The sequence below is a fragment of the Tahibacter aquaticus genome, from assembly GCF_004363655.1.
Taxonomy (GTDB): domain Bacteria; phylum Pseudomonadota; class Gammaproteobacteria; order Xanthomonadales; family Rhodanobacteraceae; genus Tahibacter; species Tahibacter aquaticus.
This window is the reverse complement of the sequence record NZ_SNZH01000004.1, coordinates 20,923-36,684: the sequence shown is the minus strand read 5'-3', so window position 1 is coordinate 36,684 and position 15,762 is coordinate 20,923. Positions and strand designations below refer to the sequence as shown.

Sequence of the window (15,762 nt, the reverse complement as noted above, 5' to 3'; positions counted from 1 at the left end):
GAGGCATTCCCCCCGAGGTCGTTGGCCAGATTCGTTGCTCTATTCCTGCGGAAAGAGAGTAGTGGTCTCGTCGAACGCTGACGCCGTTGTCATCGCCAGCGTTTGCGCGTCCCAGATTTCGATCCAGCGGGACCGGAATGGCTGAACCAGCAGAGCCGCCTTCTCGTCGGCGGGTTCCGTGCGCGCCGGGTAGCGCACGATGACGCCATCAGGGTTGGCCTTGGCCCAGGCACCAATATCGTGCGCTTCGATTTCCACCAATGGACGGTTGAGACGCGCGACAAAGTGGAACTGGGCTTCGTAGCGGCCGACGTTGGCGATAGGGCGACCTTCTGCTTCGGCACGTGCGAGCACGGCAGCGGCCGGGCGCAAGTCGAAGTGGTGGAACAGGGAACGGGCGAACACGGTGTGCACGAGCGCGACGCCGAGCAGGACGCAAACCGCGATGCGTTGCAGCTCGTGCCGGGGGTCACCCAGCAGACACACCGCGCCAAGCGCCAGGAATCCGGCAGCAAACCAGGGCGCGGTGGCATACGTATCGGCAACCCAGTGGGGCGCGTTTGCCGCGTGGGCGCGCCAGACGGGCAGTGCGGCTAGCAGTAGTGCAATGCCTATCAAGACAGTAGCGATCGGCCAGGCGCGCCAGCGCCGCCCGTTGCCGAGCATGCGGGATTGCTGCCGGCGCAGGGCGGCCGCGAGCAACATCGCCATACCCGGCACCAGGGGTAGCAGGTAGTAGACCTGCTTGCCAGAAATCAGACAGAACACCACAAACGTCGGAAGGACCCAGCTGACGGCAAATCGCTCATTGTCGGTCATCGGGCCGCGTGCGGTGGCGAGGGCGTGCCAGACACGTGGCCAGGTTGCCCAAGGCAGCATCAGGACGAGCAGCATCGGCAGATACCAGAACACCGGGCGAGCGTGGTCGAAGCTGGCCACGACCCGACCGGCGGTCTGAAGGAAGAACAGTTCGCGGCGATAGTCCTCGCCACCGACAAAGCCTGCCGGAACTGCCCAGGCCAGCAGGAGGGCGATGCCCCCGGCGATGGCCAGCAGCCCGCCGCTATACCAGTGCCGGCGGTTGCTTCGGGCGGCTTCGCTCCACCATGGTCCCAGCAGCCATGGGAACACTACGTGCAGCAGCATCACCGGCCCCTTGGTCAGCAGGCCGGCACCGATAGCCAAGGCAAACCAATGCCAGCGTGGTCGCCCGGTCAGGGCGCACAAGGCGGCCGCGACGCACAGTGCCAGCAGCACCTCATACATGATCTGCAGGCTGAACAAAAAGGGATAGGGAAGGGCGATGAGCAGCCACGGCACGAGCGACGCGGCTGAGGGTTTGCCGATGTTGGCAGCCTGTGCCAGCCGCGCGCTCGTGAACAGCCAAGCTGCAGCGATGAGCACTTGCAGGATGCGCGGCCAGACGTCGTTGACACCGAACGCCGCCCAGCCAGCGTGGATCAGCCAGAACAGCAATGGAACCTTGTGGCTGTAGGGCGCGCCATTCGTATGTGGCACGAGAAATGTGCCCTGATTCCACATTTCCCAGGCGACACCGAGCGTGCGCGTGGAGTACAGCGGCAGTGGGCCGTGCTGGAAGATGGCCCAGAGCAAGGCGCATACCCACAGAACCAGCCAAGCCGGTGGAGAAAAGCGAAAGAGAGCCGGTTGCATGCTGCACGCGTAGGCTGGAGCACCGCAGTGTAGGCAGGGCACAACTTACAGCTGACTTACTAGGTCATTTCACGATGCAGTTTCTGCTGTTCTGAAGGACCAGTACCGCGATTGCCGCTACAGCGACGGGCGTGTAGTGGCAGCGCTGCGCGATTGGGCCGACCAGCCGACAACGGTGTAGGCGCTGAAAGAAGGGCAGCGGCTGGCCAAATCACCATCCAGCGGCGGCCAAACGGAGCCACCAGGAGTGCTCCGGCGCGCAACGCCGTGGCATCGGCGTGTTCCGGATACTGCACGATCAGCCCAGAGGTGTGTGCGCGTGCCCAGACCAGCACGTCGGTCTCAGTGATTTCGGCGACCGGCTCAGTCAGGTGTGCGTAAAAATGCAGCTCGCCTTGGTAGCGGCCGATGCGTGCGATGGGCTGCCCTGCGGCCGCCGCACGCGCAATCAGTGTCGCAGCGGGCTCAGGATCGAACGCAGCGGCAAACAGCCTGGCGAACAGACCGTAGCCGAGCGCCAGCACGAGCAGCGAGACGGTCGCCGTAGTGCGCAGCTGTGCACCCAGCGCGTGCGGGACGCTCAGCAGCAGACCTGCCAGGATCGCCAGCACCAAGGTGATTCCTGCGCTCCAGGACGCGAGTAGGTGGATCCACGGCGGTGCATCCGCACGAGCGGCCAGCCACGGCACGCCCCAGCCAACCAAAATGGCCACCATCAGCATCAGGCAGGCAAATGGCCAGGGTCCCCAGAACCGCGAGGGAGGCGCGCCGGTGGCTTCGTGCGCGCGCAGTGCACCGATGAGCACGATTCCGGCCATTGGCAGAATCGCGAGAACGCTGCCGAAGCTCGCGCGGGGCACCCACAGTGCCAGCACCAGGCCCGACGCAACCACGGTGAGCGCGAAGCGGCTTGCGTCGTCGAATGGCCTCCGCCAGGCGAATACGGCGCGCCACAGGCGCGGCCACAGCGCCCACGGCAACAGCAGCGCGGCCAACAGGGCGAGCGCCGCAGGCTGTGTCAGTGCCTCGAAGATCTCCAGGATCGAACGCAGCGGTTCGATCGCCATCAATCGGACGCGGTAGGCCGCACCGCCGACGGTGCCCGCGAAACTCGCCCACGTCAGGAAGATCACGATGGCGGTGAGCGTGGACAGGCGTGCGCGGCGATACCAGCGGCGGCGGTCCTCCCGTGCCGATGCGCTCCACCACGGCCCGAGGAGCAGCGGTAGCGCCACAAAGCCCAGCATCAACGGACCGGCGGTCAGGAGCCCGGCAGCTAGGGAAAGCGTGAAGCCCAACCACGCGGGCCGACCGCTGAGTGCCAACAAGGCGGCGACGACACACACGGCGGTCAGCAGGTCGTTGCTGATCTGGAGTGCTGCCACCAGTGGTAGGGCGCCGGCGATGAGCAGCCACGGAACCCCATCGTGTTTTTCGAGTGGTGCCCACTGCCGGGCCAGGGCCGCACCCAGGCCTAGCCAGATGGCGCCCAAAACCGCTTGAAGCAGCCGGGGCCACGCGTCATTGACCCCACTCAGCGTCCAGCCAGCGTGGATCAGCCAGTAAATCAGCGGCATGACGTTGGGATCGGGTTGCCCGTTGTGTAGCGGTACCCAATACTGTTCGTGGTTCCACATGTCCCAGGCGGTGCCCAGGACGCGCACCGATGCCCAGTCAGCGGGGCGGTGCTGGAACGCCGAAACCAGGACGACGCCGAGCCACAGCGCCATCCACACCGGTGGGAATGGGCGAGGAAAAAATGGCACGGAATGCGGGGCGGGAGACACCCGCGAGTCTAGGCGGATCGCGGCTTACAGCCGGCTTACGCGGGGCTTCACACGAATGACGCCTGATTCCGGGAAGCTAACATCACGTTGCGGAATGCAGAGCGGGGGCACGCATGTCCAGTCAGCTGCTGAATCAGCACATCGACGCATTGGCGTCGCATCAGGTCGACGCGTTGACCGCCGCAGCGGCCTGGCTCGCGCACGAGGGCATCGAGCACGTGCGGACGGAAATGTCGGGCATTCTGGGCCTCAAGTATCTGCCCAGCATGGCCGCGTGCGAGGCGGTGCGCCAAGGGCTGGTGACTACCGCGCACGAGCAAACCACACTGCTTCATTCAGCGCGCTTTTACGAGGCGCAGACAGCAATGTTTGCCGCTGAAGCCACGCGCTACACCAATATCATCGCTCGCGCAGATTTTTCCACGATGGTGCGTTTTGGTGATGCATCGGTGCATGAGTTGAGCGAAGGGCTGCACGATCTTCTCCTGGATGCGCTGGCCATGCTCGAGCAGGCCGGGCATGCGCTGTTGGAATGTCCGGCGTCTACGGCGTATGGAGCAGCGGTTTCGACATGCCTTTTGAGATCTACAAGGCAGCTGAGCAAGTCACCTACGGCAAGTTCTCGCTGCTGACGCACATCGATCGTGCACCATTCGTTGGTATTGCCTTGCTACGCGTGGCGATCGAAACGCGCTTACGCGAGGCCTTTCACGTCCACGCCTACGAAGATTCCAGGAACCACAGTATCCAGCCCATCAGCATCTCGGAGCTGCTGGAGGCGATCGGCCTGCATTGTCCGTCGGCCGTCTTCGCCGTGGACCGGCACGACATCGCCAAGATCTATCGTTGGACCAACTTCTACCTCCACGCCGGCCGTCGCGACTTCAGCTGGACGCCGGGTTTTGCGCTTCAATACGTGCGAACTTTCATATCCGGCCGACCCAAACCCGATAAAAGCTGGTCTATCAACAACGGAATTTTGGTGCCGCGCACGGAATGGGAGGCAGTGCAGCAACACTTCGTGACGAGGGCGCGTCCTGGGCAGACGTTTCCGGTAGCGCCTGCCGAGGCGGCCGCCTGCGCCATCGTGTAGCGGCCAGCCACGGCGACTCAATTTCTCGCGGCCGACGATGGGATAGCCGCATGGCGCAGCGCGAGTTCCTCCAGTCCGCCGCGTTCCTGACGCGAACACCGATACAGCACGGTCTTGCTGGTGCGCCCGACGTCGTCGCAGCGCACCCCGTCCGGCCACGGCCACGCGGTCTTGCGGCTGTCCTTGACGGCAACGTAGAACGAACCCTGGCGCGGCAACCCGGCGGCATCATCCGCCGTCCGCGCGTGGCCAGCGCTGTAGAACTCACCGGCGAAAGAACGCTTCGGTGTGTAGTAAAGCGGATCGGGCGCGCCTTCTCGACGCTGTTCCCACAGAGCAACCACGCTTCGCTGGTTCTCGCCGCGCTCAAGCAATCGCCCGTCGGCTACGACCACGAGCAGGCCGAGTGGGAACACCAGTGCGAGCCCGGCGTGCCAGCGGGGCTGCTGCGCCTCGGCACACAGCGCATGCGCCAGCAGCAGGCTCGCGGCGGGTAGGGCGGGCAGGGCGTAGGTCCACAGCACGTTGCCGGCGAGCGTAAAGAACGCCGGGGTCGTCAGCGCGACGGCGGCAAGGAACAGGGTGCAATCGCGGTTTCGTGCAAGCGCGTGTCGGCGCGTGTAGAGCAATGGCAGCAGCAGAGACCAGGGCAGCAGGGCACCGAGGAGAAACAGCCAGATCATCCCGTGTGGCTGCGCGTGCGCCGTGCCGTAGCGATCGCCTGCCCAGTTGCTGACCAGAAACCGGTTCCAGTGTTCGCCCACAAAAAAGTAGTCGAGAAAGCCTGGGGTGTGTAGTTCTGCCAGCACATACCAGGGAACGGCAATAAGCAGGACGATGCTGATGCCTGTAAACCACGGCAGATGCCGCCAAGCAATCCAACGCCGCGTGACGAGCGTCCAGCTCACGGCGGGAACACCGCATAGGAGGAAAACCAAAGGGCCCTTGGCGAGCAGGCCCAGTCCGAGTCCGACGAAGCCCCACAGTGCACCACGTCGATCGCCGTGAGCGACGCCACGCCAGAAGCCGTAGCAGGCCAGCCACGTGGAGAAGTTCAACGCCGGGTCGGTGAGGACCACGCCGCTGGCCACCACGCCAAGCAGGCTGCTGGAAAAAATCACTGAGGCCAGGACTCCGGCGCGCGCGTTGCCCTCTTCCTTGGCCATGCGGATCATCATCAGGCAGGTGGCGACATGCAGCAGCCAAGCCGGTAGTCGAGCTGCGAACTCGTTGATGCCCAACACCAGCATGCTCGTTGCTTGGGTCCAGAAGGCCAACGGGGGCTTGCCCCAGAACGGCACGCCGGTTGCGAACCACGGTGTGACCCAGCCCCCATCCGTGGCCATGCCCCGCGCCATCTCCGCATAGCGTGCTTCAGAGGGATCCAGTAGCGGATACAGGCCCAACGTGGCCAGCCGAAGCAGCAGTACGACCGTGAGCAAGACAACCAGCACCGTAAGCGTGCGGTCGGCGCGCAGCGCGCTTGCAAGGCCGGGTCCTCCCGCTGATGCCGGGTTGTCCAGAAAGATGCTTCGAGAAAGCGGCACGGCGGCGAACCCTGGCCTGCGCCAGGTGCGCAGTGGGCGCGCATTCTCAAGAGGCCCCGCTTTCGTCCGACTTACGGCAATCGTGATGCGGTGAAAGATGGGCCTTCAAAGACAGATCCAAACTTCGGCACACCTGCGCCAGCCGATCAGTAGTTGCGCACGCGTCTGGGTTTGTGTGCCAAATCGTTAAGTCGACTTGTAAGTTCGATGTAAGTTGGTATGTGTGAACGCACGCGCACGAGAACGCCGCATCAAACGCAACAACATAACGACTTCATTCGCTTACACATTTTGTGATTGTCTAACGGCGTATTCGCAGGCTACAGTTCAAACATGCCCACCCTGTCATCCACCGTGCTCAGTCGTCTGCGACGCCACCTGCGCGTCGTGGCACTGCTGTTCGTTGGCCTGATGGTGATGAAAACGGGCTTCGCTGCAGCATGCGCGGCCGACTCGCTTGTGGTTCTGCCGGCCATCGTCGCATCCGTGCCGGATGCAGGCACAGCAGCCGATGAGCCTCAGACTACGATAGCGGGCAAGGCCACCAGTGTTGCCGAGGCTGCTTCCGAAAGCTGCTGGCATGCGGGTGCAGGCGGTTGCCACTGCGCTTGCGTCCACGTGACGCCGCTCCAGCTGCAGTCGTTGGATTTGCCTACGGTGGCTGCTTCTTCTTTCCGCTTCACTGTTGCGCCCGCTGCCGTCCGTGTGGCCCCGCGCGACGATCATCTGCGTCCCCCCATCGCCTGATTTCTCCTTCGCCGGGCTTGTGCCTGGCCTGACCGGGTGACCGCAATCGTGCATTGACGCCACGCTCTTCCTGAGCGAGCGCCCTGCAGCGTGCTTTCCGTGGTTCATCCGACCGACACCCTGCGTTGTGTCAGCGGTCTTGCGTGCTTCGCACCGGGACCGCCGGAGAAATCTCTTCATGAAGGCCATTTTTGCCTACATCGCCCGCGACAGCGTCGCGGCGGTGGTCGATGCAGTGCGTTCGTTGCGGCTGCGCGATGTCAGCGTGGTGGAAATCCGAGCAGCCCTGTGGCCCGTCGTTGGCGACGAGCGGTTTCATCTGCCGCAACTCGGCGGTGCCAGCGTTGCCGACGCCAAGCTGGAAATTCTCTGCGAAGACGCTGAGCTTTCCGCCGTCGTCAATGCCATCCATCGCGTTGTGCACGGCCGCAACCTCGGCAACGGCAGTGTGTATGTCCTGCCCGTCGATGTGCTGCGCGCAACTGTGCCCGGTGAACCACCGCCGATCGCGCACGTCCCGTAAATCCAGCCCTTTTCTGCATTTCTGTCGCAAGGAATTTCCATGTCCGCTGATTCTTCCGCGCCGTCCAAAACGGCCGAACACCACGCCGACGACGGTCACGATCACGGGCACGCGCACGGCTCGGCGAACTACGCCGAACTCGTGGCTTCGGTGCTGGCCGGAGTCTTGCTGCTCGCGGGCTGGTTGGTCGACCAGTTCACCGGCGAGGGCGGCCGCGTTGCCTGGTTGCTCTTCGTCGGCGCCTACATCTCTGGTGGATTTTTCGCCGTCCGGGAAGCCTGGGAAAACCTGCGCGCCCGGAAGCTGCAGATCGATGCCTTGATGCTGGTGGCGGCGGCCGGCGCGGCGGTGCTGGGCCAGTGGGCCGAGGGTGCACTGCTGCTGTTCCTGTTTTCGCTGGGCCACGCGCTCGAGAGCTACGCCATGGGCCGCGCACGCCGCGCCATCGAGGCGCTTGGCGAGCTGCGCCCGGAAAAGGCGCTGGTGCGGAGGGGTTCGCAGCTGTTCGAATCGCCGGTAGAGGAAATCCAGGTCGGCGATATCGTTGTGGTCAAGCCAGACGAGCGCATTGCCGTCGACGGCTTCGTGATTCTCGGTGAGAGCAGCATCGACCAGTCGGCGATAACTGGTGAAAGTGTGCCGGTGGACAAGCAGCCGGTGGCCAGCCGCGAGGACGCTCGGCGCAGCGGCGATGCCCTTTCCGCAGAGCACCGGGTATTCGCCGGCACGATCAACCGTGAGCGCGTCATCGAAGTCGAGACGACGCGGCGCAGCGATCAGAGCACGCTGGCTCGCGTGGTGGAGCTGGTGCGTTCAGCGCAGGCGCAGAAGTCGCCGACGCAGCTCTTCACTGATCGCTTCCAGCGCTACTTCGTGCCCGCCGTGCTCGGCCTAGCGGTGCTGCTGATGTTTGCCTGGGTCGTTATCGACGAACCGTTCAGCGCGTCGTTCTACCGCGCCATGGCAGTGCTGGTGGCAGCCAGCCCGTGTGCGCTGGCCATTTCTACACCCAGTGCGGTGCTCAGCGGTGTAGCGCGCGCCGCGCGCGGCGGCGTGCTGATCAAAGGCGGCGGCCCTCTGGAACGCCTTGGTGTGTTGCATGCGCTCGCGTTCGACAAGACCGGCACGCTGACCGAAGGCAAACCCCAGGTCACCGATGTGGTGGCAGCCGAAGGCAGCAGCGAGCGTGAACTGCTGCGCATCGCAGTAGCCGTAGAGCGCCTCAGCGACCACCCACTGGCGGCTGCGGTGGTGCGTGATGGCATGCAGCGCTTGCCAGAGACACCGATTCCGACCGCCACCAGTCTGGAAAGCCTCACCGGTCGCGGCCTGCAGGCCGAAGTGGAGGGCAAGACGGTTCACTTGGGCAAGAAGGTACTTTTCAGCGAAATAGAAGGTCCAGGCCTTCCGGTGTCGCTGGCTGCCCGCATCGAGGCCCTGGAGGGCGAAGGCCGCACCGTCTTCGCGCTGCGCCACGGTGACCGCTACCTGGGGGCCATCGGCTTGATGGACACGCCGCGTGCGGCTGCACGCGACGCCATCGAGCGGCTGCGCGCACTGGGCATGACGAGCATGGTGATGCTGTCAGGCGACAACCAGCGCGTGGCCGATGCCGTCGCGGCCAGTGTCGGCCTGGAGCGCGCAGTGGGCGACCTGATGCCCGAAGACAAGGTTGCCGAGATCCAGAAGCTGCGTGCCTCAGGCGAAGTGGCGATGGTCGGCGATGGCGTCAATGACGCACCGGCGCTGGCTGCTGCATCGGTGGGCATCGCCATGGGCGCTGCCGGTTCGGATGTGGCGCTGGAAACCGCCGACGTAGCCCTGATGGCCGACCGGCTCGAACACCTGCCGTTCGTCATCGGCCTGAGCCGCCAGTCGCGCTGGATCATCCGGCAGAACCTCTGGGCTAGCCTCGGCATGGTCGCTTTCCTCATTCCCGCGACGATTTTCGGCATGTCGATGGGCGTCGCCGTGCTGTTCCACGAAGGCTCGACGTTGCTGGTTGTCGCCAACGCCCTGCGCTTGCTCGCCTTCCGCGAACGCGCCCCCTCATGAGTTCACCGGGCTGCGCCAGGCGCAGTCCGTTACCCCTTTTCAACCTTGCCGTGGAGTCGTCATGTTTTCCCGAATTGCCTTGCGACGGTTTGTCGCCGTCGTGGCCTTGTCGTTGGCCGCCGTCACACCCGCTCTGGCCCAGGAATCGGGCCTGACCTTGCGCGATGCGCTGGAGCGCACGCTCAAGTCCAACCCAGATCTGTCCGCCTACCAATACGTCCTGAAAGCGCAAGACGGCCGCATCACGCAGTCGGGCCTGAAGCCGAATCCGACGCTATCCGCGTCGTTGGAAAACGTGCTGGGCACGGGCGAAGTGCGTTCGTTCAAGTCGGCCGAGCTGAGTCTGTCGCTGAGCCAGCTGATCGAACTGGGTGGGTTGCGCGACAGGCGTGTTGCGGTAAGCCGTGGCGAACGTGAAGTGCTGGAGATTGAGGGCCACGTGCGGCGCCTGGATGTGGTTGCTGAAACCGCGCGCCGCTTCGTCGCCGTAGTCAGCCAGCAAGAACAGCACGCCTTGACACATCAGGCGGTGGAGCTGGCCGAGCGCACCTCGGCAGCGGTGGATCGCCGCGTCAAGGCGGCGAAGTCGCCGCTGGCCGAACAGGAGCGCGCCGTCGTAGCCCTGGAGCGTGCCCGCAACGATGACGCCCACGCCGAGCACGAACTGAAGACGGCGCGCTATGAACTCGCAGCGTCGTGGGGCGCGACGGAGCCGGATTTCGAGACCATTTCCGCCGATCTCTACGCGCTGCCCACCATCGGTGAATATCCCTCGTTACTGGCAGACCTCGAGAACACACCGGATTTCACGCGCTATCTGAGCGAAGCGCGTCTGCGCGATTCGGAGATCACGCTAGCCATCGCCAATCGCCGCCCAGGCATCGAGGTCGGCGTGGGCCTGCGCCGTCTGCAGGCCAGCGGCGACACCGCACTGATGTTTTCCGTCGGCATGCCACTGGCCGTCTACAACCGCAACCAGGGCGTGATCGCCGAAGCCGAAGCGCGGCGCTCGGGCGCCGAAGCGAATCGCAGTGCCGCGCTGGTGAGGGCGCGCACTGGGTTGTTCGGCTACTACCAGGAGCTGCTGGATCGCCGCCGCGAAGTCGAAGCCCTGTCCGCGCGCGCGCTCCCCAGTGCCGAATCGGCCCTGAAAAATACCGAATACGCCTACGAGCGCGGCCGCTACGGCTACCTCGAGTTCGTCGATGCGCAGCGTGAGCTGCTGGCCGTCAAGCGTGACCTCATCGCCTCGGCCACCCAATACCACCTCACCCTGATCGAGATCGAGCGCCTGACGGGCACCGGTCTGAGCACCTCAAGGACCCTCCCATGAAGTCACTGCTGCGTTCCATCCCCGTGCTGCTGCTCGCGTTGAGTCTGGCGGCCTGCGGGAGTTCCGAGAAAGCCCCGCCGGCGGCGCACACTGACGAAAAAGGCCACGCGCACGATGATGCCAAGGGGCACGACAAGGGCGAAGCCCACGCGGAAACCGAAGGGCACAGTGAAGGCGATCGCCACGAAAGCGGCGAGTCGGGCGAGCACGGTGAAGGCGGCCACGCCGAAGCCATCAAGCTCACGCCGGAAGCCCGCAAAGCGGCCAACCTCACTGTCGCACCGGCGGGACCGGCGACCTTGGTTGAAAGTGTGCCGCTTTACGGTGTGGTCAAGCCCAATGCGGAGCGCATGCGCAGCGTGACCGCCCGCTTCCCGGGCGTGGTGCGCAGCGTTGCCGTGAAGGTAGGCGACAGTGTGCGGCAGGGCCAGGCTCTGGCCTCGGTGGAAAGCAACGAAAGCCTGCAGGTCTATACCACCACCAGCCCTCTGGCCGGTGTCGTCACCGAGCGGCTCACGAATCCCGGCGAGCAGGCCGAGGCTGCACCGCTGTTCACCGTGGCCGACCTCAGCACGGTGTGGGTGGAGCTGTCGTTGTTTCCGCGCGACCGCGCCCGCGTGAAGCTGGGCCAGGACGTGCGCGTGCAGGCCACCGACGGCGGCCTGAGTGGTGACGGCAAGATCGTCTTCGTCTCGCCGCTGGGCACCGGGGCAACGCAAACCATCACCGCGCGCGTGCTGCTGGACAACCTGGAAGGCCAGTGGGCGCCGGGACTCTACGTGCGCGCCGAAGTCGCGGTGGGCAAGACCGACGTGCCGTTGGCCGTGCCCGTCGCCGCGCTGCAGGAACTTGATGAGGGCGGCCTGTCCGTATTCGTGGACGATGCCGATGGCCTGGAACCCAGACCCGTAAAGACCGGCCGCAACGATGGCCGCTTTGTTGAAATTATCGAAGGCATTTCAGCTGGCGATGCGGTTGTCGGCGAAGGCAGCTTTGTGCTGAAGGCCGAGCAGGGCAAGGGGGGCGCAGAACATGGCCACTGACCCGATTTGGTGTGAACTGCCCCAAAGGATGCCGCGCTCATGATCGACGCCATCCTCCGTATGTCCATCGCGCGGCGCGGACTGGTCCTGGTGCTGATGCTGGGCTTCATCGCCCTGGGCGTCTACCACTACGGCAAGCTGCCCATCGACGCGGTGCCCGACATCACCAACGTCCAGGTGCAGATCAACACGCAAGCCGACGGCTACACCCCGCTCGAGGTCGAGCAGCGCATCACGGTGCCGATCGAGACGGCCATCACCGGCCTGCCGCACCTGAGCTACCGCCGCTCGCTGTCGCGCTACGGCCTGTCGCAGGTCACCGTCGTGTTCGACGACGGCACCGACATCTACTTTGCGCGCAACCTCGTCAACGAACGCTTGCAGCAGGCGCGCAGCCGCTTGCCTGAAGGCATTGAACCCGCAATGGGTCCGATTGCCACCGGCCTGGGCGAAATCTTCCTCTACACGGTCGAAGCCGACGCCTCGGCACGCCAGCCCGACGGCAAAGCCTGGGATCCGATCGCGTTGCGCAGCCTGCAGGACTGGGTGATCCGCCCGCAGCTGCTGCAGGTGCCGGGCGTCACTGAGATCAACAGCATCGGTGGCTGGGCTAAGCAGTATCACGTCATGCCTGATCCGGCGCGGCTACTCGCTTACGGCCTTACCTTCGACCAAGTGGCCGAAGCCATTGAGCGCAACAACGCTAACCAGGGCGCGGGCTACATCGAGCGCAACAAGGAACAACTGCTGGTGCGTGTGCCGGGTCAGGTGCGCACGGCCGACGATCTCATGAGGATCGTGGTCGCTACGCGCGACGGCGTGCCCATCACGGTGGGCACCATCGGTGAGGTCGGCATCGGCAAGGAGCTGCGCACCGGTGCGGCTACGCGCGATGGCCACGAGACCGTGCTGGGCACCGCCATCATGCTCATCGGTGCCAACAGCCGCACGGTGTCGCAGGCCGTATCCAGACAGCTCGACATCGTCAACGACAGCCTGCCCGAGGGCGTCAAGGCGGTGCCGGTCTACGACCGCACCGTGCTCGTGGACAAGGCGATGGCGACGGTGCAGAAGAACCTCGTCGAGGGCGCGTTGCTGGTCGTCGTGGTCCTGTTTCTGCTGCTGGGCAACCTGCGCGCGGCATTGCTTACCGCACTGGTCATCCCGATCGCCATGCTGATGACGATCTCCGGCATGGTGGAAACCGGCGTGTCGGCCAACCTCATGAGTCTGGGCGCGCTCGATTTTGGCCTCATCGTCGATGGCGCGGTCATCATCGTCGAGAACTGCCTGCGCCGATTGTCGGAGGCCAGCCGCGACGAAGGGGAAATGTCGCTGTCCGACCGCCTGCAGCTGGTCTACGAGGCCACCGCCGAGGTCATCCGCCCCAGCCTGTTCGGTATCGGCATCATCACAGCGGTCTACCTGCCCATCTTCGCGCTGCAAGGCGTGGAAGGGAAAATGTTCCACCCGATGGCGCAGACCGTGGTGATGGCGTTGGTCGCCGCGCTGTTCCTGTCGATGACGCTGATTCCTGCAGGTGTGGCCCTGCTGTTCCGTGGCCCGGTCAAGGAGCACGAGAGTGTCTTCCTGCGCGTCATCCGCCGCGCCTACGAACCGTTGCTGGCGGTGGCCCTGCGCGCCCGCTGGATCTTCGCCGCCGGTGCAATGGCGCTGGTGGTGGTCTGCGGCTTACTGGCCTCGCGCATGGGCACCGAGTTCGTGCCCAACCTCAATGAAGGCGATCTGGCGGTGCAGGCGCTGCGCATTCCGGCCACGGGCCTTACCCAGTCGGTCGAGTTCCAGAAACAGATCGAACAGCGCCTGATGGCATTCCCGGAAGTGCTGACGACGTTTGCACGCACCGGCACGGCGGAAGTCGCCACGGACGCGATGCCGCCGAACATTTCGGACGGCTACGTCATGCTCAAACCGCATGACCAATGGCCCGATCCAAACAAGACCAAGGCCGAGCTGACGGTGGAGATCCAAGAGGCACTGGAACAGCTGCCCGGCAATGCCTACGAGATGAGTCAGCCCATCCAGCTGCGCTTCAACGAGCTGATCTCCGGCGTGCGCTCGGATTTCGCCATCAAGGTCTACGGCGACGACCTGGAGCAACTGCTGGCGACCGGTAATGCCATCGCTGCGGTGCTGAAGAACGTGCCTGGCAGTGCTGACCTGCGCGTCGAACAGGCCACCGGCTTGCCGGTGCTGTCGGTGGAGCCCAAGCGCGAAGTCCTGGCACGGCTGGGCATCGCACTGGCCGATGTGCAGTCCGTGGTGGCCACGGCCATCGGCGGGCGAGAGGTCGGCCAGGTGTTCGAAGGCGATGCGCGCTACGCCATCCAGATGCGCCTGAACGAAGCCAGCCGCGAAGACCTGCGCGTGCTGGAGCGGCTCCCGGTCCCTGTGCCTGCCGGTGGCTATGTGCCGCTGGCTGAGGTGGCGGATCTGCAGATCGCGCCCGGCCCCAACCAGGTCAGCCGCGAGAACGGCAAGCGCCGCCTGGTGGTCACGGCCAACGTGCGCGGACGTGACCTGGGCGGTTTCGTCGCCGAAGCGCAGCAGGTGATCCGCAGCCAGGTGAAGCTGCCCACCGGCGTTTGGCTCGGCTACGGCGGTACCTTCGAGCAGCTCCAGTCGGCCAGTCAGCGCCTGATGATCGTGGTGCCGGTCACGCTGATCCTCATCCTCGGGTTGTTGGTGCTGGCCTTCGGATCAGTGCGCGATGCCCTGGTCATCTTCAGCGGTGTGCCGCTGGCGCTCACCGGTGGCGTGTTGGCGCTATGGCTGCGCGACATCCCCCTGTCCATCTCGGCCGGTGTCGGCTTCATCGCGCTATCGGGTGTGGCCGTGCTTAACGGCCTCGTCATGGTCAGCTTCATCCGCAGCCTGATGCAGGCAGGCAGGGGACTGGACGATGCGATCGTTGAGGGTGCGCTAACGCGATTGCGACCCGTGTTGATGACCGCACTGGTGGCGTCACTGGGTTTCGTGCCGATGGCGCTCAATACGGGCACCGGTGCCGAAGTGCAGCGGCCGCTGGCCACCGTCGTCATCGGCGGCATCGTCTCCTCGACCTTGCTGACGCTGCTGGTGCTGCCTGGCCTGTTCCGCATCGCGCACCGCCGCGAAGCGCGGCGCGAGCCGCAGAGCGACGACGCGCCGGCGCACGCCTGACATCCGTTGCAGTCGCGGCCATCGGGTCGCGACTGCAGCCCCGCCTTTGGCCCGTCCGCGCTGCGGACGCCCCTTCAGACTCACTCGGTTAATGGCATGCGGATCCTGCTTGTCCAAGATGACGCGCGGCTCGCCCACCTCGTGGAAGAGACCTTGGCGCGCGCGCAGTTCCAAACCGACGCGTTCGCGACGATCGCTCAAGGTGGTTACGCACTGAGCCTTCAGCACTACAGCGGCGTGATCCTCGACCGTCGATTGCCCGACGGCGACGGCCTGTCACTGGTTCGCCGCTGGCGCAGTGCGGGCAATCCGATTCCGTGCCTGGTGCTCACCGGCGGTGATGCCGTACACGAGCGCATCGAAGGGCTGGCGGCCGGCGCGGACGATTGCCTCACCAAGCCGTTTGCGCCCGATGAGCTGCTGGCACGCATGCGGGCCTTGCTGCGTCGTCCGCCGCAGCTGGCGCAACGCCTCCATGTGGTGGGCGAGCTGGTTATTGATGTGGACGTCATGACGGCAACTCTGGCAGGCCGTCGCCTCGCACTCACTGCGCGCGAGTTCCATGTGCTGCGGCTACTGGCCGAGGCGCATGGCCAGTTAGTGACCCGGCAGCGCTTGTTCGACCAGGTCTACGGGCATTGCTCCGACGTGGGCAAGGGCGGCCTGGATGTCACATTGCACCGCTTGCGCCGCAAGCTCAGTGCGGCCGAGGCCAACGTGTTCGTCGCCAACCAGCCCAACGTGGGCTACCGCCTGAGCACCCATCCCCATGCGTAG

At 65.1% G+C, this 15,762-nt stretch carries 12 protein-coding genes; 9 read left to right on the top strand and 3 right to left on the bottom strand.

The genetic code is table 11. From position 1 onward, the window contains the following. Nucleotides 1-39: 39 nt before the first annotated feature. Together DFR29_RS07530 and DFR29_RS07525 are read right to left on the bottom strand one after the other, a co-directional pair. Nucleotides 40-1,614, bottom strand: a complete 1,575-nt coding sequence (locus DFR29_RS07530) for an ArnT family glycosyltransferase (RefSeq protein WP_243745986.1) — start codon at nt 1,612-1,614, stop codon at nt 40-42. Between the two features lie 119 nt (nt 1,615-1,733). Continuing rightward, nucleotides 1,734-3,404, bottom strand: coding sequence for an ArnT family glycosyltransferase (locus DFR29_RS07525; RefSeq protein ID WP_133817976.1), 1,671 nt, complete (start codon nt 3,402-3,404; stop codon nt 1,734-1,736). Between the two features lie 170 nt (nt 3,405-3,574). Between DFR29_RS07525 and DFR29_RS07520 the strand changes: the two genes are divergently transcribed. Continuing rightward, nucleotides 3,575-4,093, top strand: a complete 519-nt coding sequence (locus tag DFR29_RS07520) for a hypothetical protein (protein WP_133817975.1) — start codon at nt 3,575-3,577, stop codon at nt 4,091-4,093. Continuing rightward, on the top strand, nt 4,033-4,554 hold the full coding sequence (locus DFR29_RS07515) for a hypothetical protein (protein WP_133817974.1): 522 nt from the start codon (nt 4,033-4,035) through the stop codon (nt 4,552-4,554). Before DFR29_RS07520 ends, DFR29_RS07515 begins: the two co-directional genes overlap by 61 nt. A gap of 17 nt (nt 4,555-4,571) precedes the next feature. Here the strand turns inward: DFR29_RS07515 and DFR29_RS07510 are convergent, their stop codons facing one another. Further along, complete coding sequence (locus DFR29_RS07510) at nt 4,572-6,101, bottom strand: ArnT family glycosyltransferase (protein WP_208113536.1); 1,530 nt, start codon at nt 6,099-6,101, stop codon at nt 4,572-4,574. Between the two features lie 333 nt (nt 6,102-6,434). Between DFR29_RS07510 and DFR29_RS07505 the strand changes: the two genes are divergently transcribed. From DFR29_RS07505 to DFR29_RS07475, 7 genes are all read left to right on the top strand, one after another. After that, nucleotides 6,435-6,848, top strand: a complete 414-nt coding sequence (locus tag DFR29_RS07505; protein ID WP_133817973.1) for a hypothetical protein — start codon at nt 6,435-6,437, stop codon at nt 6,846-6,848. A gap of 178 nt (nt 6,849-7,026) precedes the next feature. Beyond that, nucleotides 7,027-7,371, top strand: a complete 345-nt coding sequence (locus DFR29_RS07500) for a P-II family nitrogen regulator (protein ID WP_133817972.1) — start codon at nt 7,027-7,029, stop codon at nt 7,369-7,371. 39 nt (nt 7,372-7,410) lie between these two features. Continuing rightward, complete coding sequence (locus tag DFR29_RS07495) at nt 7,411-9,426, top strand: heavy metal translocating P-type ATPase (RefSeq protein WP_133817971.1); 2,016 nt, start codon at nt 7,411-7,413, stop codon at nt 9,424-9,426. Between the two features lie 157 nt (nt 9,427-9,583). Further along, nucleotides 9,584-10,759, top strand: coding sequence for a TolC family protein (locus tag DFR29_RS07490; RefSeq protein ID WP_208113535.1), 1,176 nt, complete (start codon nt 9,584-9,586; stop codon nt 10,757-10,759). A 23-nt stretch (nt 10,760-10,782) separates the two neighbouring features. Beyond that, nucleotides 10,783-11,802, top strand: coding sequence for an efflux RND transporter periplasmic adaptor subunit (locus tag DFR29_RS07485; RefSeq protein ID WP_208113534.1), 1,020 nt, complete (start codon nt 10,783-10,785; stop codon nt 11,800-11,802). A 39-nt stretch (nt 11,803-11,841) separates the two neighbouring features. Further along, nucleotides 11,842-14,985 carry an efflux RND transporter permease subunit gene (locus DFR29_RS07480; protein WP_133817969.1) on the top strand — a complete coding sequence of 1,048 codons (3,144 nt, stop codon included), beginning with the start codon at nt 11,842-11,844 and terminating at the stop codon, nt 14,983-14,985. Nucleotides 14,986-15,081: 96 nt separating this feature from the next. Continuing rightward, on the top strand, nt 15,082-15,762 hold the full coding sequence (locus tag DFR29_RS07475; RefSeq protein WP_133817968.1) for a response regulator transcription factor: 681 nt from the start codon (nt 15,082-15,084) through the stop codon (nt 15,760-15,762).

Bases quoted from the DNA above. Each gene is read 5' to 3' on its own strand.
- DFR29_RS07495 (WP_133817971.1), top strand. From the start codon at position 7,411: ATGTCCGCTGATTCTTCCGCGCCGTCCAAAACGGCCGAACACCACGCC.
- DFR29_RS07520 (WP_133817975.1), top strand. From the start codon at position 3,575: ATGTCCAGTCAGCTGCTGAATCAGCACATCGACGCATTGGCGTCGCAT.
- DFR29_RS07480 (WP_133817969.1), top strand. From the start codon at position 11,842: ATGATCGACGCCATCCTCCGTATGTCCATCGCGCGGCGCGGACTGGTC.
- DFR29_RS07525 (WP_133817976.1), bottom strand. From the start codon at position 3,404: ATGGCGCTGTGGCTCGGCGTCGTCCTGGTTTCGGCGTTCCAGCACCGC.
- DFR29_RS07500 (WP_133817972.1), top strand. From the start codon at position 7,027: ATGAAGGCCATTTTTGCCTACATCGCCCGCGACAGCGTCGCGGCGGTG.
- DFR29_RS07505 (WP_133817973.1), top strand. From the start codon at position 6,435: ATGCCCACCCTGTCATCCACCGTGCTCAGTCGTCTGCGACGCCACCTG.
- DFR29_RS07515 (WP_133817974.1), top strand. From the start codon at position 4,033: ATGCCTTTTGAGATCTACAAGGCAGCTGAGCAAGTCACCTACGGCAAG.
- DFR29_RS07475 (WP_133817968.1), top strand. From the start codon at position 15,082: ATGCGGATCCTGCTTGTCCAAGATGACGCGCGGCTCGCCCACCTCGTG.